Origin of the sequence: Halomonas sp. QHL1 (genome assembly GCF_001882345.1) — a bacterium.
Classification (GTDB): Bacteria; Pseudomonadota; Gammaproteobacteria; order Pseudomonadales; family Halomonadaceae; genus Vreelandella.
In genome coordinates, this window is record NZ_MINL01000001.1 from 2,237,335 (window position 1) to 2,261,798 (window position 24,464).

Consider the following 24,464-nt stretch of genomic DNA (forward strand, 5'->3'; position numbering starts at 1 on the left):
TCTAGGCAAAGTACTTAAGTACCTAGACTTTGAACGGATAGCAGTTGAACAGGTAGACAAGTAAGCCTCCCCGGCGCCATCATCGTCAACTCAGACTTTTTTACTCAGGTATTTTATTTTAGTAGCGAGGATTGCGGATGCACGCTCTTCAGTTAAGCCGAGCCCGCTTACCGGCCACCACCGAGATCAGCATCGTTGACGAGTATGGCGATGCACGCCAGCAGGCGATCGCCGCTGAAAGAGCGTTGACGGTCTACCTCAACAAGCGCGAAATTGTCACTTTAATGACCTTGGGCGACGACCCGGAGGCACTAGTGGTCGGCTATCTGCGCAACCAAGGGCTGCTAAGCGCCGCGGCTGATTTAGAAGCCGTGCAAGTCGATTGGGAAGTAGAATCGGCGGTCGTGATTACACGCCACTTGCCCGAAGACTTAGAAGCACGCTTAAGCACCCGCACGGTCACCACCGGCTGCGGCCAGGGCACGGTCTTTGGCAAACTGCTCGACCAAACCGCGCTCACGGCGCTGCCGAATACTCAACTGGCACAATCCACGCTCTATCAATTGCTGCAAAACCTTAACGCCTACAACGAAACCTACCGCAGCGCTGGCGCCGTTCACGGCTGCGCGCTGTGCCAGCAAACCGACGTGCTCGACTTTGTCGAAGACGTAGGACGACATAACGCGGTAGATACCTTGGCGGGGCGTCAATGGCTACAGCAGGCCGACAGCGCTAATGCGGACATTTTCTACACCACTGGCCGACTGACGTCCGAGATGGTACTCAAAGTGGCGCAAATGGGCATTAGCGTGCTGGTCTCTCGCTCGGGCGTCACCCAAAAAGGCGTAGAACTGGCCGAACGCTTCGGCGTGATGCTGATCGCCCGCGCCAAAGGACGCCATTTCCAAGCGATCAACACCCAAAACCGTTTAGCCCTGGACGCTATTCCTACGCGGCCATCCCATGCCCGTTCATCGAAAGAGGCAAGCTCATGATCCCCACTCACGAACTCACCGGCATGATTCTCGCGGGCGGCGAAGGGCGGCGAATGGGCGGCCGTGACAAAGGGCTTGAACCTTTCGCGGGCCTGCCACTCGTCGGCCATGTGGTGAAGCGCCTTGAAGGCCAGGTGGGCGAGCTGCTGATTAACGCTAATCGCAATGCTGACGCCTACCGCTTTTTCGCAGATCGCGTCATAGCTGATCTTGTAATGGACGGTGCCGAAGGCGGCTTTAAAGGCCCACTAATGGGGATCTATAGCGGCCTACGGGCGGCAAAAACGCCATGGTTGCTGGTCGCGCCCTGCGACTCCCCCGCCCTGCCAGACGATTTAGTGGCGCGAATGATAAAAGGTATTGGCCAGCATGATATCGCCGTGGCCTTTGACGGCGAACGGCTGCATCCGGTGGTTGCGCTGCTGCGCACTTCGCTGGCCGATGATTTAGCCGCCACCCTGGCCGAGGGCGAACGTAAAATCGACCGTTGGTACGCCCGCCACGACTGGTGCCGAGTCGATATGTCCGACTGTCCCGATGCGTTTGCCAATCTTAATACCGAGGAGGAGAAGCTGCATCTGGAAAAAGTACTAATGGGTTCTTCGAGCAAGGAGGTGAAATGACCCTCTCCTGCTTCGATCTTGGCGAGCAGATGCTCAGCGTGGACGAAGCGCGCCAAGCGCTCGCCACCTTGATTGAACGCCCGCTGGGCAGCGAACAGATCCCCCTGTCGCAGGCTCACGGTCGCCGTTTGACCACAACCGTGAAAGCTCCCATTAACGTGCCGCAAAATACTAACGCGGCCATGGACGGCGTAGCGCTAGCCCTGCCCAGAGAAGGGGTTGGGACCAAGCAAACTCTCTGGCCGCTGGCCGGTGAGGTATTGGCCGGGCAATATCGCAGCGAATTAGTACCTGCCGGTCACTGCGTGCGCATCACCACCGGCGCCCCCTTGCCGCCGGGCACCGATACAGTGGTAATGAGTGAACAGCTGCGCGAACCGATAGAAGATGATAAGCCAGCGCATGTGACCATCGAGTCTCCAGAGCTCCTCAAGCACGGCCAACATGTCCGCCAGGCCGGTGAGGATATTGCCCTCGGCGACACAGCCCTTCCTGCAGGAGCACGGCTTAATGCCGCATCGCTGGGGCTTTTGGCCTCTCTGGGTTATGCCGAGATCAGCGTGAGCCAGCGCCCAAAGGTAGCGATTTTTTCCACTGGCAATGAAGTGACCGCGCCCGGCGAACCGCTGCCCCAGGCAGGCATTTATGATGCCAATCGCTTCACCCTTATGGGCTTGCTTGCTGAACACGGCGCCGACGTCATTGATCTGGGCATTCTTCCAGACGATTTAAACGCTATTAAAACGGCTCTTGAAGACGCTGCAGAACAGAGCGACTTGGTGATTACCAGCGGCGGCGTTTCCGTCGGCCAGGCTGACTTTACCCGTGAGGCTCTGGAGCAGTTAGGTCGCCTGGCCTTTTGGCGGGTAGCGCTGCGACCTGGCCGCCCGATGGCCTGCGGTTGGCTAGGCCCAACACGCACTCCGTTTGTAGGCTTGCCCGGCAATCCGGTGGCGGTCATGGTAACCTTTCTACAGTTTGTGTCGCCGCTGCTGAATTGGCTTCATGGGCAGCCGGTATCGCCGCCCCAACGCCTTAATGCGATTGCCGACACCGCCTTAAAAAGCCGCTTGAAGCGTACTGATTTTATCCGTGGCGTTTACCATACTGATAGCGAAGGACGGTTACTCGTGCGCAGCACCGGCGCCCAAGGTTCGGGCATTTTAACCTCGATGGTGGCTGCTAACTGTTTGATTGAGCTTGCTGATGACCAGGCAGGCGCGCAACCGGGCGAGGTAGTCAGCATACAACCACTAACGGGATGGCTATGACCGAGCAACGACCCGCACAACCAAAAGCTAATCAACAGCGATCTGTCCAGCCAGAAGCTGACCAGCAACTGATCGACGACTTTGGTCGGCGCATTAGCTACGTGCGCATCTCGGTCACCGATCGCTGCGATTTCCGCTGCGTGTACTGCATGAGCGAGGAGATGACATTTCTGCCCCGCTCCCAGGTACTGACGCTGGAAGAGATCGCCATGGTGGCGCGCGCCTTTACCGAGCTTGGGGTGGAGAAAATCCGCCTTACCGGCGGCGAGCCGCTGGTGCGTCGGGGCATTGAGCAACTGGTCGATGAGATCGGTGCGATGCCAGGCCTTAACGACTTCACCATGACCACCAATGGTGCCAGCCTACGCAAGCACGCCAAGCAGCTTTACGCCAGCGGCCTGCGGCGGCTGAACATCAGCCTGGATTCACTGGATGCGGAGCGCTTCAAGCAGCTCACCCGCACCGGCGATTTGACCAAAGTCATCGACGGCATTCACGCTGCTAAAGAAGCAGGCTTTAAACGCATCAAGCTCAACGCGGTGATCTTAAAAGGTCGCAACGACGACGAAGTGATCGACCTGGTCACCTTTGCGCGCCAGGAAAACCTCGATATTAGTTTTATCGAAGAGATGCCGCTGGGCGATGTCTCCGACCATTCGCGGGCGGAAACCTTCTACTCCAGCGATGATGTTCAAGAATTGATCGAAACGCGCTATCCGCTGATCCCTACGACCGAAACCACCCCCGGCCCATCGCGCTACTTCAAAATGGCCGACAGCGACAGCCGTGTTGGGTTTATTTCCCCCCATAGCCACAACTTTTGCGATACCTGTAACCGGGTGCGGGTGACCGTGGAAGGCCGTTTGCTGCTTTGCCTAGGCAACGAACACTCGGTGGATCTGCGCGCCGTGCTGCGCCGCCACCCCGGTAATATGCAGGCACTGAAAGAGGCAATCATCAACGCCCTGCCGCTTAAGCCCGAGCGTCATCACTTCACCACCGATGGCGATGTGCAGGTAGTACGCTTTATGAATATGACGGGGGGCTAAGCGTTGGTAGGGTTGGCAAAAGTGCCGGTGCATATCATTACCGGCTTTCTCGGCAGCGGTAAGACCACGCTTATCCACAGCCTCATCGAGCAGAAGCCTGTGGATGAAAAGTGGGCCATACTGGTCAACGAGTTTGGCCAAATCGGCATCGACCAAGCGATGTTTGACTCCCGTGACGATGTGGTAGTGAAAGGCCTTCCCGGCGGCTGCCTGTGCTGCCAGCTCGCCTTTGTACTGCAAGCGGCGCTGGTGAATTTACTCGCGCGCAGCAAGCCCGACCGGGTAATCATCGAGCCCTCAGGCCTTGGCCACCCGGCGGGTCTGTTGGATCTACTGCGCGGCGAAGCCTTTCATGAGGTGGTCGAAGTACGCGATATTATTGCTACTCTTGACCCGCGCCGATTAGATGACGCTCGCGCGCGACAGCACGACACCTTCCGTGATCAGCTCGATATGGCCGACGCCGTGGCGCTCACCATGCTCGACCAGAGCACGCCCAAACAGCTCAGCGCCGCCCACGCCTTTGTGGCGCAGCGCTGGCCTCCGCGTAAATGGGTTCAGGAAGCCCCGCAAGGCGAACTACCCATAGCGCTGTTGACCCAAAGCGGAAGCGCCGAAGCAAGCGATATCAGCATGCCCACCAGCCATCAACAGCTGGCGGCAGCGCCCAGCATAGCCGGGTCATTTTTTGATTTTCCGCCCCCACCCGGCCAGCCCCAGCGTGAGACCGGCACCTCGCTGGGCTATACCAGCACGGGGCTACGTTGGCATCCAAGCGAGCGCTTCGAACTGGATAACTTGGCCGCCTGTTTGGGAGAGCTACCCAGTGAGGCGCGCATTAAAGGCGTGTTTCATACCGATAGCGGCTGGAAACGCCTGAACCGCGCCGGCGGTACGCTCAGCGTTGAAAGCAGCGCGTGGCGTCAAGACTCCCGGCTGGAAGTTATCCTTCCCGATACTAGCCCCGCTCTCGATATCAATATAGAGGTCCTACTCCGCTCGTTGACACTGGATTAATCGCCGTCACCAATTTCTCAATGGCCTCTACGGTGACCGGACGCCCAAACAGATAACCTTGATACGCGTGGCAGTCGTGCGCCAGTAGCCACGCCTGCTGCGCTTTGGTCTCTACTCCTTCCGCAATGACCTCTAGATTGAGGCTCTCTGCCAGAGCAATAGTACTCTCGACAATCGCCGCGTTGGCCTGGCTTTCGAGCACCTGCTGCACAAAGGATTGGTCGATTTTTAGCTGATCCAGCGGCAATTGCGCTAAATAAGCCAGGGACGAGTAGCCGGTACCAAAATCATCCAAAGAGAAGCGTACGCCGCGCGCTTTAAGGGCGAGCATTTTCTCCCGAGCGTCATCTCGCGCTTCCACAAACAGCGACTCTGTCACTTCCAACTTTAGCTGCTGAAGCGGCGCCTGGGTACGCGCAAACACCCCCTCTACACGGGCTAGAAAGTGCTCATCGCGAAACTGTAGCGGACTGATATTCACCGAGACGGTCAATTTGCTAAGCCTCGGGTGCTGCGCCCAGCGAGCCAATTGATAGCAGGCATCTTCCAATACCCATTCGCCCACATCGTTTATCAGCTCATTGCTTTCCAACAGTGGAATGAAATCGCCTGGAGAGACCATGCCGCGCTCAGGATGATGCCAGCGCAGCAACGCCTCTACACCTGTGATCGTACCGTAGTGATCCACCTGGGGCTGGTAATAGAGCTGCCACTGTTGACTTGCCTGCGCCTGGCGCAGATCCGCCTCTAATCTCACATGGGCCAGTAGCGCTGCCTGCATTGAAGGGTCAAAAAAGCACATACCATGGCGACCGTTGCTCTTGGCATGAAAGAGCGCCATATCGACCTGCTGTAGATAGTCATCAACGCCGTACTCATTGCTCGCCATAATCGCAATACCAATACTCCCCGTCACCGTGATGCTCTCTTCAGCCAGGGTGATTGGTTCGTTAAGCACTGCCAGCAACTTATGCGCGATACGCTCCGCCAGTCGGGTGGTTTGAGCGTGATTGCTATCCACGCCCTCAATTAATACCGCAAATTCATCGCTGCCCAGCCGCGCCAAGGTATCGGTATCGCGCAGCATCTGGCCCATCCGCCGGGCAACGCTCTGTAACACCTGGTCTCCCGCATAGTGCCCCAAGGTGTCATTAATTTGCTTGAAGTTATCGATATCAATAAATAACAGTGCGCCGCAACGCTGATGGCGCTGAAGCTCTTTGAGGGCGGTACCGATGCGATCCATAAACAGCCGCCGGTTTGCCAATCCGGTCAAGGTGTCATAAAACGCCAGCTGATGAATCTCTTGCTCAGCAACTTTGCGTTCGCTGATATCACTCATGGTGGCGACATAGTGAGTTAATGTGCCTTCAACGCTGTACACCGCACTGATGGTTAGCCACTCGGGAAACAGTTCACCATTCTTACGCTGGTTCCATATCTCGCCTTCCCAATTACCGGTTTTGCTAACTCGCTTCCATAAGCGACGATAAAATGTGGCATTTTGTAGGCCAGAGCTAAACATACGCGGGTTATTACCCACGATCTCAGCTTCGCTATAGCCGGTAATGCGGCTGAAGGTCTCATTAACCTTGAGAATGGTGCCTCGTGGGTCGGTAATAAGAATGCCTAAGTGCGTCTGGAAAGCGGCAGCGGCGATTTGCGCCTCGGCGCGCGCCTGTTCACGCTCTTCAATACGCTGACGCAATTGATGCGCCAACGCTAAACGGTTTAAGTAGTGTCGCGCCCCCCAGGCACCCAGCAGGGCAATAACGGCCATCACCAGCGTTAAGATCAAAGCACGCTGGCGCCAAGCAGCCAACAATTGGTGCAAATCAACGCCGACAACGGCCAGCATGGGATACTCGCCTACCCTTTGCATGCGAAAGAGGCGCTCACGGCCATCAATGGGCGAGAGCGCTTTTAATGACCAGGCGGCCTCTCCTCTCGCCTCCTCTTGAACAGCATGATCACCAGTAATTTCCATGCCAATGGGGAATTTTTCACCTACGTCTGGGTGCCTAGCGATTAACTTCGAATCTGAATCTACTAGCGCAATACTCTCACCGTCATACACGTGCATTTGCTGAAGTGCGTTGGCAAATACCTGCGGAACAATGCTAGAGATCACTACCCCCGCAAAGTCGCCGCTTGGACCATCTAATCGTCGACCATGGTAGAGATAATAGTGTTGATCAATTTCAGACCAGTAAAGCGGGGTAATCAGCTCCTCCTGCCCTGCTTGCTTGAAGGCATTAAAAAACGCTGACTCGCTGATATCAACATTCGCTCTTCGGTTGTCGCGTCCGCTCGCCAGTAAACGCCCTTCAGAGCCCACAACAGCGATTTCATCCACCATAGGGACATACAGGGTCAGGTTTTCTAATGAGTGCTGAAGCGCCTGGACATTGTCACTCTCAGGCATCCCTTGCAGTGCTAGCAGTTCCGAAAGCCCAAACAACGCTTGTCCGCTTTGTGCGAACACGCCTTTCGCCCACTCAGTGACCACATTAGCGCGGGCGGTAATCCGCGACTCGGCGGCCTCAATTTCTTGCTTGTACTGTTCGCTCAGCAGCCAACCAAACAGGACTGTCATGAGGAACAGTGCTAACAGATATAACGCAATCAAATGACGGCGTTGTTGACGATAAGTCTTGGTCGCTTTTAAAACATCATCATTTACATTAATGGGAGTAACGGACATCGCGCAGAGGCCTTATTCAGGTAACCCATAGGTGCACCTGATACAGTGTAAAAAGTAACCAGAAACAATACATAGCACGCGCTGACACGTGTCTTTATCCGATAGTGCCGCAGTGCTTTTGTGATGTATAACAGTTTTTATCGCCGTTAATGCGTTGAAAAGCGTCACGTTGTGCATTGATAGCCAACTTACCAGGGAATTGTTATGGCATCGCTGGGCCAAATGAGCGATTACGAGATACGTCTCATTCGTATTTTTAAGACGGTCGTTGAGTGCGGCGGCTTTACCGCGGCGGAAACCACGCTGGGTATTAGCCGGTCGGCGATTAGCCAGCACATGAACGATTTGGAGGGGCGGCTAGGCTTTTCGCTCTGCCAGCGGGGGCGTGGCGGGTTTAGCTTAACCGAAGAGGGCAAAGAGATTTATCAGGCAGGGTTGACGTTACTGACCGCGCTCGAAACCTTCAAAAGCGACGTTAACGCGCTGCATCAGACGATTAAAGGCGAGTTGAATATCGGTATCACCGACAACCTGGTGACGCTACCCGCCATGCACGTGACCAATGCATTGGCTGAGCTTAGCGCGCCAGAGCATGAGGTCACGCTGCATATTCATATGGAGCCTTCTGACGCGGTCATTCGAGGGGTGATGGATGGACACTTGCACGTCGGCGTAGTGCCTTCAGTGAACCTGCCCACCAGCTTAGAAGCGCGGCACCTTTATGATGAGCCATCGTATCTTTACTGCGCGGCTGACCATCCGCTGTTTACCGAGGATGATGACACGCTCTGTGGTGCAGATATCGCCCTACACTCCGCTATTGCGCCGCGCTATCCCCTACCGGTTGAGGCGCGCCAGGCGCATGAGGCGCTAAACCTGCGTGCTTCAGCATCCGACCGCGAAGGCGCCGCATTTTTGATTCTTACCGGGCGCTTTATCGGCTTTCTGCCCGAACACGTAGCCGCTCAGTGGGTAGCAGCGGGCAAGATGCGGGCGCTGCATACCGCCACGCAGCACTACCGCATTCCGTTTGTACTCATTACCCGCCATGACCGACGTCCTAACCGCGTCGTTGATGCGTTTCTGCGCTTAATCAAAAGCAGCTAAGATAAACCCGGCAGCAATACCGGGCTTAAACTGTTTAACGCTGCTCCGTTGCCTCATTGGCCATTATCGGCGCTGGCCCCGCCTGGGGCGATGACGCCAACAATTGGCTTGCAACGTAGTAAACAATTGCCCCCAGCGCCGAGCCGGTGAACCAGCCGTAGTCGTAGAACCAATCCATAGTGCCGGTTAACAGCGACAACAAAGTAAGCGCCACCGGCACGCCAAAGGCGATAAAACCGGCGATGTTCACCGCAGGATAAGCATGGTTATCCATATATAGGCTGGGCACATCCAGGCGTTGCTTTTTAATCAGGAAGTAATCCACTGCCATAATGCCCGCGATTGGCCCTAGCAAGCTTGAATAGCCTAACAACCAGTTGGAGTACATCTGTTCAAGGGAAACCCCTGGCGGAATAACACCCGCTTTTTGCAGCAAATCGTAGCCCATTAGCAGTACGCCTACAGCGCCGGTCATAAGCACACCGCGGGTCTGATTAATTAATTTAGGGGCAATGTTCTGAAAATCGTTGGTAGGCGAAACGATGTTAGAAGCCGTATTGGTGGAGATCGTGGCGATAATGATCAGCAGCATCGCCAGTACCACCCAGAAGGGGCTGTCGATATAGCCGATCAAACGCACCGGGTCGGCAACAGTTTGGCCCACCAGCGTCTCAGAAGCAGCAGTTAACACCACACCGAGCGCGGCAAAGAAGAACATCGTTAGAGGCAAACCAATCACCTGACCGACGATCTGATCTTTTTGGCTTTTGGCAAAGCGGCTGAAATCGGGAATATTCAGCGAGAGGGTGGCCCAAAAGCCCACCATGGCGGTTAAGCCCGCGAAGAAGTAGCCATACACCGACGCCCCTTCAGGCCGCGACGGCGGCTGGGCCAATAGCTCGGTCATCGACATATTTGGCCATGCCCATATCATTAGCCCCACCCCAACGGCTAACAGCAGAGGTGCGGCGAAGGTTTCCAGCCATTTAATCGACTCCGCGCCACGAATCACCACATAGAGATTCATCGCGCCGAAGACAAAAAAGCCGATCACTTCACCAACACCTCCCATCGCAGCCCAAGCGGGAATCAACTCGGAGAGCAACAGGTGAATGGCCAAACCACCAAACATGGTTTGAATACCAAACCAGCCGCAGCCGACCAGGGCGCGCACCAGACAAGGTACGTTGGAACCTAAAATACCGAACGAAGAGCGTAAAACCACCGGAAATGGAATACCAAACTTAGTACCAGGAAAGGCGTTTAAGGTAAGTGGAATCAACACGATCACGTTGGCCAAGAGAATGGCGAACAGCGCTTCCCCTACGCTCAACCCAAAGTAGGCGGTTAATACTCCACCTAGCGTGTAGGTGGGTACGCAGATCGACATGCCTACCCACAGTGCCGCAATATTCCACTTACTCCAAGTACGCTCGCTGGCCTGGGTAGGCGCAATATCCTCATTAAAGCGCGCGCTACTGCGTACATCGTCCCCTACATCAAGTTCTATCAGCCCGCCTCGATCCACCATCTGAGAGGTTGTTTCGGTCATTTTTTATCTCCTCAGCATTGCGTTGCCCATCTAGGCCATATCTGAAAGCTAACTTCCACGGTCAATGGAGCTTCCCAGACAGAATTAAAAGCAATAAGCGTGCCTACTTATAAAAGCAGGACAACTAACTCATTGATTAAAAAGCTGCCTTTCTAGACAACAATATTATTGTTAGCTTGTTACCTTTACTTCACTCTTCCCTCAAACAAAAACCAATTAAACAAAGCTAGGCCAAAAAAAATATTTGCACCAATTTAAAACAAAAAATAACCAAATTAATTCATTACAAACATAGTAAGCACATGATTTATATAGCATAAACAAACCATCCAAAACAGTGCAAAGACTCACCAAAAGAGTGAAAATCGCTTCTTATAACAATAAAACCAAGCAAACTCAAAGAGTTAAATGCAGTTTTACAAATCGCCATTAAAGACTTGCTAAAACCACCCTCCCAGCGCTACTTTCAACAAAAGCTGTCTATTTCGTCAGCTTTACAAAACTCATTCTGAACACATTACAAATATGCACCACACACCAACAATCAGAGGGAGCGTCTCATGCAGAAGATGAAAATTGGGCTGATTCAGATGGGCCTTAAAACCAGCACCGATCTTGAACCTGAGGCTATTCGCGACGCCATGAACGAGGCGCACCTGCCGATGATTCAGCAAGCGGCTGACCAAGGTGTGCAAGTGCTCTGTTTTCAGGAAGTGTTTAATCAGCCCTATTTCTGCCCCAGCCAAGATGGCAAATGGTACGCCGCCGCCGAGCGGGTGCCGGAAGGACCTACCTGCCAGATGATGCAGAAGCTGGCCGCCGAGCACCGCATGGTAATCATCGTGCCCGTGTACGAAGAGACTGAAACCGGCGTTTACTACAACACCGCCGCAGTGTTCGACGCCGACGGCAGCTACCTGGGTAAATACCACAAAACCCATATTCCCCAAGTGGCCGGGTTTTGGGAGAAATTCTTCTTCAAGCCGGGCCAATCCAACTGGCCGGTGTTCGATACCGCCTACGGCAAGATCGGCGTGTACATCTGCTACGACCGTCACTTCCCCGAAGGCTGGCGGGCGCTGGCACTCAATGGCGCCGAAGTGATCTTCAATCCCTCTGCCACCGTGGCCGGGCTTTCCCAGTACCTGTGGGAGCTTGAGCAACCCGCCTCCGCCGCTGCCAACGGTTGCTTTATCGCTGCGATCAATCGTGTAGGTACTGAAGCGCCTTGGAATATCGGCGATTTCTACGGCTCCAGCTATATCGTCAACCCGCGAGGCAAGATCGAGGCTCAGGCCAGCGAAACCGAAGACGAATTGCTGGTCCACGAGATCGATTCGGACATGGTGCGCGAGGTGCGCAACAACTGGCAGTTCTTCCGCGACCGCCGCCCGGAAACCTATACCCGCCTCACCGACGGTGAATGATTCTGCTGGTAAAAAAAATAACAGGAGCGAATGATGAGCTTATTAATCAAGGGCGGCACCGTGGTCACCCACGCCGACACTTACCGCGCCGACGTGCTGTGTGTGGACGGCAAAATCCAAGCGATTGGCACCGACCTAGAGGCCCCGGATGGGTGCGAAATTGTCGATGCCAGCGACCAGCTGGTGATGCCCGGCGGCATTGACCCGCATACCCATATGCAGCTGCCCTTCATGGGTACCGTGGCCAGTGAAGATTTCTATACCGGCACCGCCGCGGCCCTGGCGGGCGGCACGACCTCGATCATCGACTTCGTGATCCCGCAGCCCGGCCAGTCACTATTGGAAGCTTTCGAGACCTGGCAGGGCTGGGCGGAAAAAGCCGCCACCGACTTTGCCTTTCACGTGGCGATCACCTGGTGGGACGATAGCGTGCGGGAGGAAATGGGCACCCTGGTACACGAACACGGGGTTAACAGCTTCAAGCATTTCATGGCCTACAAGGGCGCGATCATGGCCACCGATGACATTCTGGTGGAAAGCTTTTCGCGCTGCCTGGAGCTGGGGGCGATTCCCACGGTACACGCGGAAAACGGCGAGCTGGTCTATCACATGCAGCAGAAACTGCTCGCTCAGGGCATGACTGGGCCGGAAGCCCACCCGCTTTCGCGCCCGCCCCAGGTGGAAGGCGAAGCCGCCAGCCGAGCGATTCGCATTGCCAGCACCCTAGGCGCACCGATCTATCTGGTTCACGTGTCGACCAAGGACGCGGTAGATGAGATCGCCTACGCCCGCCAGCAGGGCCACCCGGTTTACGGCGAGTGTCTGGCCGGCCACCTGCTGATTGACGACAGCGTCTACCAGGATACCGACTGGGGGCGTGCCGCCGCCCACGTGATGAGCCCGCCCTTTCGACCCAAGGGCCACCAGGAAGCGCTCTGGCACGGTCTGCAGTCGGGCAATCTGCAAACCACCGCCACCGACCACTGCTGTTTCTGTGCCGATCAGAAAGCCGCGGGCAAGGATGACTTCACCAAGATTCCCAACGGCACCGCCGGGGTCGAGGACCGCTTGGCCGTGCTGTGGGATGAAGGCGTCAACACCGGCAAGCTGTCGCCCCAGGAGTTCGTCGCGCTGACGTCGACCAACACCGCCAAGATATTCAACCTTTACCCTCGCAAGGGCGCCATTCAGGTGGGTGCCGACGCTGACATCGTGGTGTGGGACCCCAACGGCACGCGGACGATTTCCGCCAAGACCCACCACCAGAACGTCGACTTCAATATCTTCGAAGGCAAAACGGTTCGCGGTATTGCCCGCCACACCATTAGCAAAGGCAAATGGGTATGGCGCGACGGTGACCTACGCGCCGAACGCGGTGCAGGCCGCTATCTGGAGCGCCCCGCCTACCCCGGTGTCTTCGAATTGCTGGCCAAGCGGGCTGAGCTGAATGCGCCGATGGCCGTAAAAAGATAACAGCTGTGCCCATAACAACAGCGGAGGCTCTACTGTGAATAGCCCACTGAACCACCTACCCAGCGCAAAAGAGGTCGGCACTTACGACCCGGATACGCTGGCAAGCAACTTTAGCGACCTGCACCCGCCGCTGACCCATCGTCAGGCGATGATCGAAAGTCAGCGCTGCCTCTATTGCTTCGATGCGCCCTGCGTTGAGGCCTGCCCGTCGGAGATCGACATCCCGAGCTTTATTCGCCAGATCAGCGAAAACAACATCAACGGCGCGGCGGAAACCATTCTGGAAGCCAACATCCTGGGCGGCAGCTGCGCCCGGGTTTGCCCAACGGAAATTCTCTGCGAGCGCAGCTGCGTGCGCAACCACGACGCCGAGTGCCAGCCGGTACTGATCGGTTTGCTGCAGCGTCACGCCACTGACCACATGCAGTTCGACGGCCACCCGTTCAAGCGCGCCGCTTCCACCGGCCGTCATGTGGCCGTGGTCGGCGCTGGCCCTGCTGGGCTCTCCTGCGCACACCGGCTGGCGATGCTCGGCCATCAGGTGACCATCTTCGAGGCCGAGCAAAAGCCCGGCGGACTGAACGAGTACGGCATCGCCCGCTACAAGATGACCGATGATTTCGCCCGTAAGGAAGTCGAGTTTCTGCTCGAGATCGGCGGCATCGATATCCAGTACGGTCAGCGCCTGGGCGACAATCTAGAACTGGCCGCCCTGCATCAGCAGTACGACAGCGTATTTCTCGGCTTGGGCCTGGGCACCAGCCGCGCCTTGGGGCTAACCGGTGACGAAGCGCCCGGCCTGATGCCCGCCGTGGACTACATCAAGACCCTGCGCCAAACCGATGATCTGGGCAGCCTTGCGGTCGCCAAGCGCTGCATCGTGATTGGCGCAGGCAATACCGCTATCGACATGGCCACCCAGATGGCCCGCTTGGGCGCCACCGACGTCACGCTGGTCTATCGTCGCGGCGTCGAGGCAATGTCCGCCACCGACCACGAGCAGGAGATCGCCAAAGCCAACGGCGTGCGCATGATCACCTGGGCACAGCCCGACGATATTCTGCTGGACAGCCAAGGCCGGGTGGCCGGCATGCGCTTTGCCAAGACCCGGGAACAGGCAGGACAGTTAACCGCCACTGGCGAGACCTTTGAGATTGCCGCCGACGCCATCTTCAAGGCGATTGGTCAGGGCTTTGATGGGGCAAGCCTTCGCGACGCCACGGCTGCCGAGCTCGCCCGCGACGGCGAGCGCATCCAGGTGGATGACATGCTGCGCACCTCGCTGCCTAACGTTTACGCTGGCGGTGACTGTGTAAAACCTGGCCAGGACCTCACCGTTCAGGCCGTGCAGCACGGCAAGCTTGCCGCCCACGCCATTCATCAGGCGCTCGTCGCCAAGCAGGAGGCCGCATGAAGACCACCCCTCTCTCTTTCCCAGGTAAGAAAAACAGCGGCGACAGCGTCGTCAACAGCGTTGATCTGTCGGTTAACTTTGCCGGTATCAAAGCCCCCAACCCGTTCTGGTTGGCCTCCGCTCCGCCCACCGACAAAGCCTACAACGTGGTACGCGCCTATGAAGCGGGCTGGGGCGGCGTGGTGTGGAAAACCCTAGGCGAAGAGCCACCTGCGGTGAATGTCTCCTCACGCTACTCGGCCCACTACGGCAAAAACCGCGAAGTGATCGGCTTTAACAATATCGAGCTGATTACCGATCGTTCACTGGAGATCAATCTTAAAGAAATCACCCAGGTGAAAAAGGACTGGCCCGACCGCGCGCTGATCGTCTCCATCATGGTCCCCTGCAATGAAGAGGCATGGGCCTATATTCTGCCGCTGGTGGAGGCCACCGGTGCCGACGGCATCGAACTCAATCTGGGCTGCCCCCACGGCATGCCCGAACGCGGCATGGGCGCGGCGGTAGGCCAGAACCCGGACCTGATCGAGAAAGTCACCTACTGGTGCAAGAAGCACTACTCCAAACCGGTGATCGTGAAGCTAACGCCCAATATCACCGATATTCGCGTGGGCGCCCAGGCGGCGCTGCGCGGCGGGGCCGACGCGGTGTCGCTGATCAATACCATTAACTCGATCACCAGTATCGACCTGGACAATATGGTCGCCAAGCCCACCGTGGGCCATCAAAGCACCCACGGCGGCTACTGCGGCAGCGCCGTTAAGCCCATTGCGATGAATATGGTGGCAGAGATTGCCCGCGACCCGGCGACGCCCACTCTGCCAATCTCTGGCATTGGTGGTATCTCCAACTGGCGAGACGCAGCGGAATTTATCGCTTTAGGTGCGGGCAGCGTGCAGGTGTGTACCGCCGCGATGCTCAACGGCTTTCGCATTGTGGAGGAGATGAAAGACGGGCTTTCCCGCTGGATGTCGGAAAAAGGCTATGACTCGATCGAGGCGTTCTCGCGCAAGGCGATACCCCAGACTACCGATTGGAAGCACCTGGATATCAACTTCAAGACCATCGCCAAGATCGACCAGGACCTGTGTATTGAGTGCGGCCGCTGCTATATCGCCTGCGAGGATACCTCCCACCAGTCGATTGCCAAGCTCACCGAAAAAGACGGCGCGCGCCGCTACGAAGTGATCGAGGAAGAATGCGTGGGCTGCAACCTGTGCCAGATCACCTGCCCGGTGGAAAACTGCATCACCATGGTGCCGCAGGAAACCGGAAAGCCCTTCCTGGCTTGGGATGACGACCCGCGCAACCCCTTCCGGGTCGCCTCTTGATTAACGCCCTATAAAACGCCACCGCCCCCACAGAGTGAGGGCGGTGGCATTTTTTTAGCCGATGTTTCTTGCCTCTAAAAGCGACGAACACTGCATTAATCCGAATGAACCTTGATCCGGTACAGCACGCAATAAACCACCGGCAGCACTATCAAAGTTAACAACGTGGCGACGCCAAGGCCACCGATCAGCGCGACCGCCATGCTGGCGAAGAAGGCATCGCTAATCAGCGGGATCATGCCCAGCATGGTGGTTAACGCGGCCATGGCGACCGGGCGAACGCGGCTGACGGCGGCTCGCACTACCGCGTGGTAGCGGTCTTGGTGCAGCGGCAGCTGCACGTTGATCTCCTCCACCAGCACGATGGCATTTTTGATCACCATACCGATCAAACTCAGCGTGCCCAGCAGTGCCATAAATGAGAAGGGCATCCCGGTAACCAGCAGCGCGCCCACTACGCCAATAATCGTTAGCGGAACCAGCGACCAAATGGCCAGCGGCTGGCGGAAGTTATTGAACAGCACCACAGTGAGAATAAACATCATCACTATGCCCAGCGGCAGTGAGGAAAATAATCCACTCTGCGCTTCGCCAGCGGTCTCAAACTCACCGCCCCACTCCAACCGATAGCCAGCCGGTAGATCCAAGGCTTCCACTCTTGGGCGAATGTCGGTCAATACGCTGGCCGCGGTCACGCCACTTAGCGGGTCGGGCTCACCGTACACCGCCAGCATGCGTTCTCGATTGCGGCGCATAATCAGCGGATCTGCCACCTGTGTAGTGATATCGCTGATCACTTGATCGGCGGTAATGTAGCGACTCTGCTCTGCGCTCCATACGTTAAGTGAGCCAAGGTTATCCGCATCGTGGCGCTGCTCAGAAATTGCCCGCGCCACTATCGGAATCAGGTCACTGCCGTCACGGTAAACGCCGACCTGGCTGCCACTGGTACTCAGCGCAAGGGTGCTGGCCAGGTCTTCACGGGTCACGCCCAACCTACGCGCGGTATCCTCAAGAAAGACGGGCTCAATCACCTGCACGCGGTTACGCCAACTGGTGCGCACGCTGGTCATATTCGATGTATCGCGGAACATGGCCTCAACCTGATCGCCCAACTGGCGCAGTACCGCTGGGTCGCTGCCGTAGAAGCGCGCCTCTAGCTTGGCTTTCGGCGCGGGGCCGACTTCCAAAGGGGCGATTTTAAAGTCGATATCGCTGTGGTCGCGCTCAAGCACTTGCTCAACGTCGGCCATACGCGCTTGCTGGATCGCTTTATCGTCGGTTTCGACAATTAACTGCGCATAGCTTGCGTAGCGGTCTTCCGGTGAGTAGGTGAGAGTAAAGCGCTGCGCCCCACCGCCCACGGTGGTGGTCAGGTGGCGAACGCCGTCCATCGCCATCACGCTTTCTTCTAGTTCGCTAACGCGCTGCTGGGTTTCGAGAATATCGGTCCCTTCCGGCGTGCGGTAATCGACAAAAAAGATCGGCGTATTCGAGGCTGGGAAAAAGGCATTTTTGACCGAACCAAAGCCGACCACCGCGCAGGCCAATATTGCCACCATCAGCGCCAAGGTTAACCAGCGCCAACGAATACCGGCGATAATGACACGGCCTACAAAACGGTAAACCACGCCTTTGTAGGGGTCTTCCTGTCCATCGCCGGGGGCCACGTTGCGGAAAAACAGCTTGAAGTAGAACGGCGTTAACGTCAGCGCCGTGATCCAGCTCAACAGCAGCGAGTAGAGCAGCACGAAAAATAGCGAGCCGATAAACTCACCGGTGGTATCTGGCGATAAACCGATGGGAGCAAAGGCGGCGATCGCAATCAGCGTGGCTGCCAGCAACGGCCAGGCGTTTTGGCGAATCACTTGGTGCGCAGAATCACGAATAGTGCCACCGCGTTTTAACCCCACCAGCATGCCTTCGGTGACCACAATGGCGTTATCCACCAACATGCCAAGGGCAATAATCAGCGCTCCCAGCGAGATTTTCTCCAGCTGCAAACCGTGAAAGCGCATCAGCATAAAGGTGCCGATAATGGTGATCAGCAGGATAAAACCCATTAACAGACCGCTGCGCCAACCCATAAACAGCATCAGCACCACGATCACGATGGCTACCGCTTGGATCAAGCTGACCAGGAAACCAGATACCGCGTCATCGACCACCTGGGGCTGGTTATAAACGACGTTCAACTCCATACCCAGTGGCGTGCGGGTTTGCAGTTCATCCAGACGCTGCTGTAGCCGTTCGCCCACTTCGACCACATTCACACCGCTTTCAAAGGAGACACCCAGTGAGATGGCTGGCCTGCCCATATCGCGGTAAAGCTGCTGGGGTTGCTCCGCCAGTTCGCGGCTCACATCGGCAATATCGCTCAGCCGCACTAGCTCGCCGTCGCCCTCGCTGACAATGAGGGCGCGCAGATCGTCAATATCTGCCGCACTGCCCGTCGGCGTGATGCGGAAGCGTTGACCATCCTGTTTAAGATGCCCAGAATCCGCCACCGCATTTTGGGTATCCAGCAGCTGCTGTAGCCGGGTTAATGGAATATTGAGTGCGCGCAGGCGTTCGCGATCAACTTCGATATAGATGCGCTCTTCGTGCTCACCGCTTAGCGACACCTTCGCGACGCCCTTCACCAAGGCGAGCTCGCGCTTGAGAAAATCAGCATGGTCAGCCAGGTCTGGCATGCTGTAGCCATCGCCCGTCAGGTTGACCATAAAACCAAATACATCGCCAAAGTCGTCATTAACGCGGGATTGACTCGCCCCTGGCGGAAGCGCGGCCTGGGCATCCTGTACTTTACGCCGCAGCGAATCCCATAATTGCTCCAACTCCTCGTTCTGCACCGTACTTTCGAGCTCAACGGTGATCTGCGATAGACCATCAGAACTCACCGAGCTTACCCGCTTGATCGATGGCATCGCCTGGATCGACTCTTCCAGTGTCGAAGTGACTTCCTGCTCTACCTCTTCAGGCGTCGCACCTGGGTACTGCGTGGTGATCAGTGCATTGCGGATGGTAAATTCGGGGAACTCCAGCTGGCCCATGCCTAAAAAAGACAGCGCGCCGCCCGCCAGCAGCACCACGGTCATTAAATAGCTGGCCGCTCGATGGCGTAGAAAGTAGTCGACCATTTTAAAGCCCCTGCTCTTTTTCCCACGGCGTCACCCTGGTTTCCGCTGTTAAACGGTGGGCTCCGGCAGCCACAATGCGGTCACCCGCCGCCAGCTCTCCACTGACTTCCAGGCCATTCGAGGTTAATCGACCCACATCTACCGGTACCGCTTCAACATTTCCCGGTTCGACGAATCGCCATACCTGGGCCTGTTCAGGATCATCACCGGCATAGCTCACCGCGTTAGCGGGCAGTATCCACAGCGGAGCGCTATTTTCGGTTTGCAGCGAGCTCAAATCCAACCCCACGTTGGCACTCATGCCGTCTAAAAGGGTGATATCGTCCGGCTGGGGTAGCGTTAGCGTGACTTCATACGCCAAACTCTGCGCGCTGGCTTGGGTGGTGTAAGAGGCTAGCTGGGCGAGGTAAGGTTTATCGCTATTGCCAAAGCGCACTTCAAACGCCAACGCATCTCCGAAGGGCGTTCCATTGCTTCGCGGTATGCGCTGCACGATCTGCTCAGGCAGATGAAACACCACGTCTAGCTGCCCTGGTTGCTGAATAACCGCAACCGTTTCCTGCACCTGAACAATCTGGCGGTTATCCACCGGTACTTGGGCAATCACACCATCGTAAGGGGCGCGCAGTTGGGTGTGCTCTACCTGTTCTTGGGCCTGCTCAAAGGTGGCCCGGGCGGCCCGCCACTCGCTTTCCGACTGATCAAACTGGGATTGGCTGACCGCCCCACGCTGCAGGGTATAGCGCATGCGTTCTAGCGTTGCCTCGGCTAGCTCCAAGCGCGAACGAGCGCTGTCCAGCTCGCTTTGCACATTGCGATCATCAATCCGCGCGATCACCTCGCCCTCGCTCACCTGCTGGCCGGGGCTGACATTAAGCGCCAATAATTCCCCGGCCATACGAAATGACAAATTGCTGCGCGTAGAGGCTTCCACCCGGGCAGGAAACTGCCGTAAGGCCGTAGCATTTGCCGACTCCAGTGCCATCAATTTCACCGGCCGTGTGGCCTCAGATGACTGCGCCTGGGGTTGCTCACAGCCTGTTAGCACGAGCAGGGCCAGTAAGATGGGCAGTGAACGGAGAAGAGTAACGGCCACGAGAGGCTCCTTTATAGCGGACAGCGCGGATTTCAAACCTGCATTCACAACATGAAGTGAGTAACATGGAAATTTCACTGACATTCATGAATGTCAGTGAAGCGTATAATAATCACCATGCGGCGACTTTGCTATCTATCAGTGCCAAAATACCGCTAATTCTATTAATAGGAGCCGCCATGTCCCGTCGTAAAGCTGACGCTGAACGTACCCGAGAAGCGATTCTCGACGCTGCGGAAACTACCTTTCTTGCTCAAGGCGTTTCGCGCACCACTCTGGCGCATATTGCTCAGGAGGCGGGAGTAACAAGGGGGGCCATTTATTGGCACTTTGAAGATAAAGCAGCGGTATTCGATGCGCTGCTGGAGCGTGTAAGACTCCCATTGGATGGCATTGTCGATGATGCAGTTCAGCGGCTCGGCACCACGCCGGTTGAATGCCTTCGCGATATAGCCCAACGCTCACTGGCAGGAATTTGTCATGATCTTCCGCTACAGCGGGCAGCCACTATTGTGCTCCACCGCTGTGAAAAACTGGAAGATGAGCACCCTCGAATTTGCATGATCACCCAGCTCCCCAAACATGCTGAAGCACAGGTGGAAGCACTATTTGAGAAAGCACAAGCAGACGGCAACTTACGCGCTGACCTAACCCCAGCCAGCGCACGCCGCCAATTTCATGGCTTTTTGATTGGTGTTTGCTTTGATTGGCTGCAAGACCCGCAACAGTACTCTCTGGCAGACGAGTGCGACGCCATCGTAGAGACATTAATGCGCGGTTTGTTAAACACCCAAAACGCTTAACGTGACTGACGACACTAGCGTGAAACCATGTTACGCAGGGCCGTAAAGTGTTCAGCTAATACCTCACTCATCGGCACATCGAGCGTAATATCTTTACCCGGCAACGGCTGTTGAAACCATTGATAGTAAAGCAGCGGCATCTTGGGGCTGGTATATATATGTTCGAGGGCTTTATTGACCTCTACGGCGAAGGCGTCATCCTCTAAGCGCATCATAAAACCGAGCGGCTCTGCCGAAGTTATGGCCTCTTCTGAAAGCACGTATGCATCAGGATCAGTTGACTCGGCAATCATCGTGCTAAGTAACACATCGTCCATCGCAAAGGCGGCTACGCGCCCCTCGGCCACCAAATCAAATGCGTCTTGCAGTGTTTCCACCGGCACCACCGATAAGTTTAGCTGCTGTTCACGGTTTGCTTGGTTGATCTGGCTGACATTAACGGTGCCCCGCGCCACGCTCACGCTTCGTCCGGACAAGTCTTCTAGTGTGGTAAAACCACTCGATTTCAGTGCAACATAGCGCACCGATACAAAGTAATGGCTAAGCGCAAACTGCGCGCTGCGCCGACGCTCTTCGGTGTTGGTACTGGCATTGCACTCAATATCGATTTCGCCACTATTAAGCAGTTGTATACGGTTGCTCGGCGTGCGCGCCACATAGGTGATATCAAGCGCTGGAATATCCAATTGCTTCTGCAATTGCCCGGCTAGCAGTTGGCAAATATCGATAGAGTAGCCGACCACATTGCCCTGATTATCTTGATACGAGAAAGGCGCCGTATCGCCATAGCCGACGCGCAACTCACCCGTTGCCTTTATTCGCTCAAGGGTATTTAAGGATTGCGCTGCATGGGCGGCGCCCCCAGCTACCAGCATTACTAGCAAGCTACACCACCCGAATAGTGACCTCCTGCACATTATCTCTCTCCTTTATTTTACCTACTGCTCTAGGCTCTGTTCTAAGTGATGTTCAGGATTGGCAAATATAGCGGCAAGTTCTGGCGCTAACGGCAAATTCAGCACGCGGTTATCCGGGGGAACCGGCTGTAAAAACCACTTAGCATAGAGGGCCTGGATGCCTTCACTTTGATAAAACTTGCTTAGCTGCTGATTGACCAGTTCAACAAAAACAGGGTCATCGGGCGGCATCATCAGGCCATAAGGTTCGGCACTACTGAGCGTTGCTTTAGATATATGAAAAGCGCCCGGATCTGTGGCTGAAGACACCAACCCCGCCAGCAAAATCTCATCCATCACAAACGCAGATGCCTGCCCAGAGGCCACCATCGCAAACGCTTCTTCATGATTTCGGCTTAGCATGACTGAAATATTCAGCCCTTCGGTACGATTGAGCTCGTTAAGCTGGCCGATATTAATGGTTCCCGTCGTTGATACCACGCTGCGGCCAGCTAAATCCTGCACGCTATCCATGTGCTGCTCGGCGAGCGATACATAGCGCGTAGCCGTTAAAAAATTCGGGTAGGAGAAAGCCGCTTGGCGGCGACGCTCAGGGGTGTTGGTGGTAACACCGCACTCGATATCCACATCGCCATTACGGATGAATATAAATCGATTGGCAGGGGTCACCGGCACATAGTTAACCTGGATATCTGTTAAACCCAACGCTTCCTCTAAACCTTCAATAACCTGTAGGCAAAGATCAACCGCATAGCCGGTTGGTTGACCGTCCACTTCGTAGGAAAAGGGTGCCTCGCTGGCTCGATGCCCAATCGTAATCTCGCCGGTTGACGCAATACGCGACAAGGTAGGCGAGGACGCTATCTGCTCACCACTAGCAGCGGCTGCGCTTTGCCAACTCAATGCGCCTACAACAAGAACGGCTAACCAGCGCATGGTTCATACCTCCCTAACAGTATTTGTTGTCATCTTCATCCCAGGGGTGAAGAGCATATAGCGATCGCGCCCTTTTGCCTTAGCGGCATACAGTGCAATATCTGCGTTACGCAACAGATCATAGCTATTGTCACCATCGGTGGGTGCTCTCGATATGCCAACACTCACGCCTATTTGGATTGCCTGATTATCGATTTGGAAAGGCTCATGTAGAGTGGCAACAATGGCGCCCGCCAGCACCTTGGCCTCTTCCTGCGCACTACGCGAAACGCGCTGAATGATGGCGAATTCATCGCCACCTAAGCGCGCCACTAGATCGTTTTCTGTCAGCAACCCTTGCACGCGCTGGCTAGCTTCAATCAACAGCGCATCGCCCGCCGCGTGACCCAAGCTATCGTTCACTTCTTTGAAGTGATCAAGATCAAACAGCATGACGTTAAATACGTCGCCTTGAAGTAGTGAGTGCACCGCAGCTTTTAAAGCATCATTAAGCTGTATACGGTTGGGTAATTTGGTTAACTCATCGTGGTGTGCAAGGTGTTGAAAACGCAGAGCCTCATCTTTTACTTCCAGCAAATGCTCACGCTCAATAACCTTCTTGCGCAGGGCATCTATGGCGTTTGCCATACGGCCAATTTCATCATTACGATGCTTATAAGGTGTGGTGCTTTGCGTTTGGTTTTTAGCGATATCTGTTAACGCCCTTACCAATACAGGCACGGGACGAAATAATTGCCGCATTAAAATACTTACCAGCAACGCTGTTGCGACCAGTACCGCTAGAAGCGCCAAAAACGCTTTATAGATTAGATCGTTGCGCATCTCATAAAGGGATTCTTTCTGGCCAATGGTCGATACCACAACACCCAATAGCCGGCCTTCAGAGGTCACAATCGGAAGTGAGCTAATAAAATGCTCTTCACTATCAATTCGGGCAAATCCCACGTAAAAGTCAGCTGACTCCGCGATTGATTGCCAAGAATTCACCTCCAGTTTAGCCGGTGTTTCTGTCGGCGTATTACGGGCATCTGCCATCATCTCAAGTGAGCCTTCCGGCGACTCTGCAAATAGCCAGACATTGTTGCGGGTTTGGGCACTGGCCAATGCTAATACATCAACCGGACTAAACCCTGTTTCAAGAACCGACTCCTCATCGCCAATCGCTCGCGGGGAGATAATATGAGTCACCTGCCCTGTATCGTCTGTTTTAACCGCCACAGAGGTATAGATACGTCGGATGGTGGCACTGACGATCTGGGTGTTCACCTGGGCTTCACGCCACCACTGTTCGCGCGCCCCCCGTTCCACCATAAAAAAACCCGATAACGCCCCCATCAAATATGCAAACAGCACGCCCAACAGCATAAAAATGACCACTTTTCCAACCAGCGAACGATGCCAGGAAAGTTTAGCGGTAGGCGATACAGCGTTCGCAAGCTGAGGTTCTTGCATTTAGTCGGGATCCTTATTGCTACTACGTGATGACTAAATTAGTAATCGCGCTAAGCAAGCTTCTTTTGTCAAAGCTTTATTTTGTACAAATCTGTTGTACGAGCCGTATTGAATACTGTTTATATCGGCAAATGAATAAAAATTATTAGCCTTTACT

General features: G+C 55.5%; 18 protein-coding genes. 11 read left to right on the top strand and 7 right to left on the bottom strand.

Features of this window, described 5'->3' with window-relative positions:
* Window positions 1–137 precede the first annotated feature (137 nt).
* From QHL1GM_RS10240 to QHL1GM_RS10260, 5 genes are read left to right on the top strand one after another with little or no spacing between them, the layout of a single operon-like run.
* Window positions 138–995: a formate dehydrogenase accessory sulfurtransferase FdhD gene (locus QHL1GM_RS10240; protein ID WP_071694388.1), complete on the top strand. Its 858-nt coding sequence runs from the start codon at window positions 138–140 to the stop codon at window positions 993–995.
* A complete protein-coding gene (mobA, locus tag QHL1GM_RS10245) occupies window positions 992–1,618 on the top strand; it encodes a molybdenum cofactor guanylyltransferase MobA (RefSeq protein ID WP_071694389.1) in 627 nt (208 codons plus the stop codon). The genes QHL1GM_RS10240 and mobA overlap by 4 nt, the downstream gene beginning before the upstream one ends.
* Complete coding sequence (gene glp, locus QHL1GM_RS10250; RefSeq protein ID WP_071694390.1) at window positions 1,615–2,889, top strand: gephyrin-like molybdotransferase Glp; 1,275 nt, start codon at window positions 1,615–1,617, stop codon at window positions 2,887–2,889. The genes mobA and glp overlap by 4 nt, the downstream gene beginning before the upstream one ends.
* Window positions 2,886–3,938: a GTP 3',8-cyclase MoaA gene (gene moaA / locus QHL1GM_RS10255; protein WP_254795285.1), complete on the top strand. Its 1,053-nt coding sequence runs from the start codon at window positions 2,886–2,888 to the stop codon at window positions 3,936–3,938. The genes glp and moaA overlap by 4 nt, the downstream gene beginning before the upstream one ends.
* 12 nt (window positions 3,939–3,950) lie before the next feature.
* Window positions 3,951–4,955, top strand: coding sequence for a GTP-binding protein (locus QHL1GM_RS10260; RefSeq protein WP_254795286.1), 1,005 nt, complete (start codon window positions 3,951–3,953; stop codon window positions 4,953–4,955).
* Here QHL1GM_RS10260 and QHL1GM_RS10265 read toward each other — a convergent pair.
* A complete protein-coding gene (locus tag QHL1GM_RS10265) occupies window positions 4,915–7,659 on the bottom strand; it encodes an EAL domain-containing protein (RefSeq protein ID WP_071694392.1) in 2,745 nt (914 codons plus the stop codon). The two genes, QHL1GM_RS10260 and QHL1GM_RS10265, sit on opposite strands and share 41 nt — an antisense overlap.
* A gap of 204 nt (window positions 7,660–7,863) precedes the next feature.
* Between QHL1GM_RS10265 and QHL1GM_RS10270 the strand changes: the two genes are divergently transcribed.
* Complete coding sequence (locus tag QHL1GM_RS10270; protein ID WP_071694393.1) at window positions 7,864–8,766, top strand: LysR family transcriptional regulator; 903 nt, start codon at window positions 7,864–7,866, stop codon at window positions 8,764–8,766.
* A 34-nt stretch (window positions 8,767–8,800) separates the two neighbouring features.
* On the opposite strand, the gene QHL1GM_RS10275 is transcribed toward QHL1GM_RS10270, so the two are convergent.
* Complete coding sequence (locus tag QHL1GM_RS10275) at window positions 8,801–10,318, bottom strand: NCS1 family nucleobase:cation symporter-1 (protein WP_071694394.1); 1,518 nt, start codon at window positions 10,316–10,318, stop codon at window positions 8,801–8,803.
* 560 nt (window positions 10,319–10,878) lie between these two features.
* Between QHL1GM_RS10275 and QHL1GM_RS10280 the strand changes: the two genes are divergently transcribed.
* From QHL1GM_RS10280 to preA, 4 genes are read left to right on the top strand one after another with little or no spacing between them, the layout of a single operon-like run.
* Window positions 10,879–11,745, top strand: a complete 867-nt coding sequence (locus QHL1GM_RS10280; protein ID WP_071694395.1) for a nitrilase-related carbon-nitrogen hydrolase — start codon at window positions 10,879–10,881, stop codon at window positions 11,743–11,745.
* 33 nt (window positions 11,746–11,778) lie between these two features.
* Window positions 11,779–13,218 carry a dihydropyrimidinase gene (gene hydA, locus QHL1GM_RS10285; protein ID WP_071694396.1) on the top strand — a complete coding sequence of 480 codons (1,440 nt, stop codon included), beginning with the start codon at window positions 11,779–11,781 and terminating at the stop codon, window positions 13,216–13,218.
* Window positions 13,219–13,252: 34 nt separating this feature from the next.
* Complete coding sequence (locus QHL1GM_RS10290; RefSeq protein WP_071694397.1) at window positions 13,253–14,632, top strand: NAD(P)-dependent oxidoreductase; 1,380 nt, start codon at window positions 13,253–13,255, stop codon at window positions 14,630–14,632.
* The gene (gene preA / locus QHL1GM_RS10295; RefSeq protein WP_071694398.1) at window positions 14,629–15,963 is read left to right on the top strand and encodes an NAD-dependent dihydropyrimidine dehydrogenase subunit PreA; all 1,335 of its coding nucleotides are present in this window, start codon (window positions 14,629–14,631) and stop codon (window positions 15,961–15,963) included. Before QHL1GM_RS10290 ends, preA begins: the two co-directional genes overlap by 4 nt.
* Window positions 15,964–16,058: 95 nt before the next feature.
* Here preA and QHL1GM_RS10300 read toward each other — a convergent pair whose 3' ends face one another.
* Together QHL1GM_RS10300 and QHL1GM_RS10305 are read right to left on the bottom strand one after the other, a co-directional pair.
* Window positions 16,059–19,103 carry an efflux RND transporter permease subunit gene (locus QHL1GM_RS10300; RefSeq protein WP_071694399.1) on the bottom strand — a complete coding sequence of 1,015 codons (3,045 nt, stop codon included), beginning with the start codon at window positions 19,101–19,103 and terminating at the stop codon, window positions 16,059–16,061.
* 1 nt (window position 19,104) lies between these two features.
* Window positions 19,105–20,199: an efflux RND transporter periplasmic adaptor subunit gene (locus QHL1GM_RS10305; RefSeq protein ID WP_083571000.1), complete on the bottom strand. Its 1,095-nt coding sequence runs from the start codon at window positions 20,197–20,199 to the stop codon at window positions 19,105–19,107.
* 179 nt (window positions 20,200–20,378) lie between these two features.
* On the opposite strand from QHL1GM_RS10305, the gene QHL1GM_RS10310 reads away from it, so the two are divergent.
* Window positions 20,379–21,002 carry a TetR family transcriptional regulator gene (locus QHL1GM_RS10310; RefSeq protein ID WP_071694400.1) on the top strand — a complete coding sequence of 208 codons (624 nt, stop codon included), beginning with the start codon at window positions 20,379–20,381 and terminating at the stop codon, window positions 21,000–21,002.
* Between the two features lie 14 nt (window positions 21,003–21,016).
* Here QHL1GM_RS10310 and QHL1GM_RS10315 read toward each other — a convergent pair whose 3' ends face one another.
* The 3 genes from QHL1GM_RS10315 to QHL1GM_RS10325 form a co-directional block, all read right to left on the bottom strand.
* On the bottom strand, window positions 21,017–21,877 hold the full coding sequence (locus tag QHL1GM_RS10315; RefSeq protein ID WP_071694401.1) for an amino acid ABC transporter substrate-binding protein: 861 nt from the start codon (window positions 21,875–21,877) through the stop codon (window positions 21,017–21,019).
* 63 nt (window positions 21,878–21,940) lie between these two features.
* On the bottom strand, window positions 21,941–22,855 hold the full coding sequence (locus QHL1GM_RS10320) for an amino acid ABC transporter substrate-binding protein (protein WP_071694402.1): 915 nt from the start codon (window positions 22,853–22,855) through the stop codon (window positions 21,941–21,943).
* Between the two features lie 3 nt (window positions 22,856–22,858).
* Complete coding sequence (locus QHL1GM_RS10325) at window positions 22,859–24,307, bottom strand: diguanylate cyclase (protein WP_071694403.1); 1,449 nt, start codon at window positions 24,305–24,307, stop codon at window positions 22,859–22,861.
* Between the last annotated feature and the right edge of the window lie 157 nt (window positions 24,308–24,464).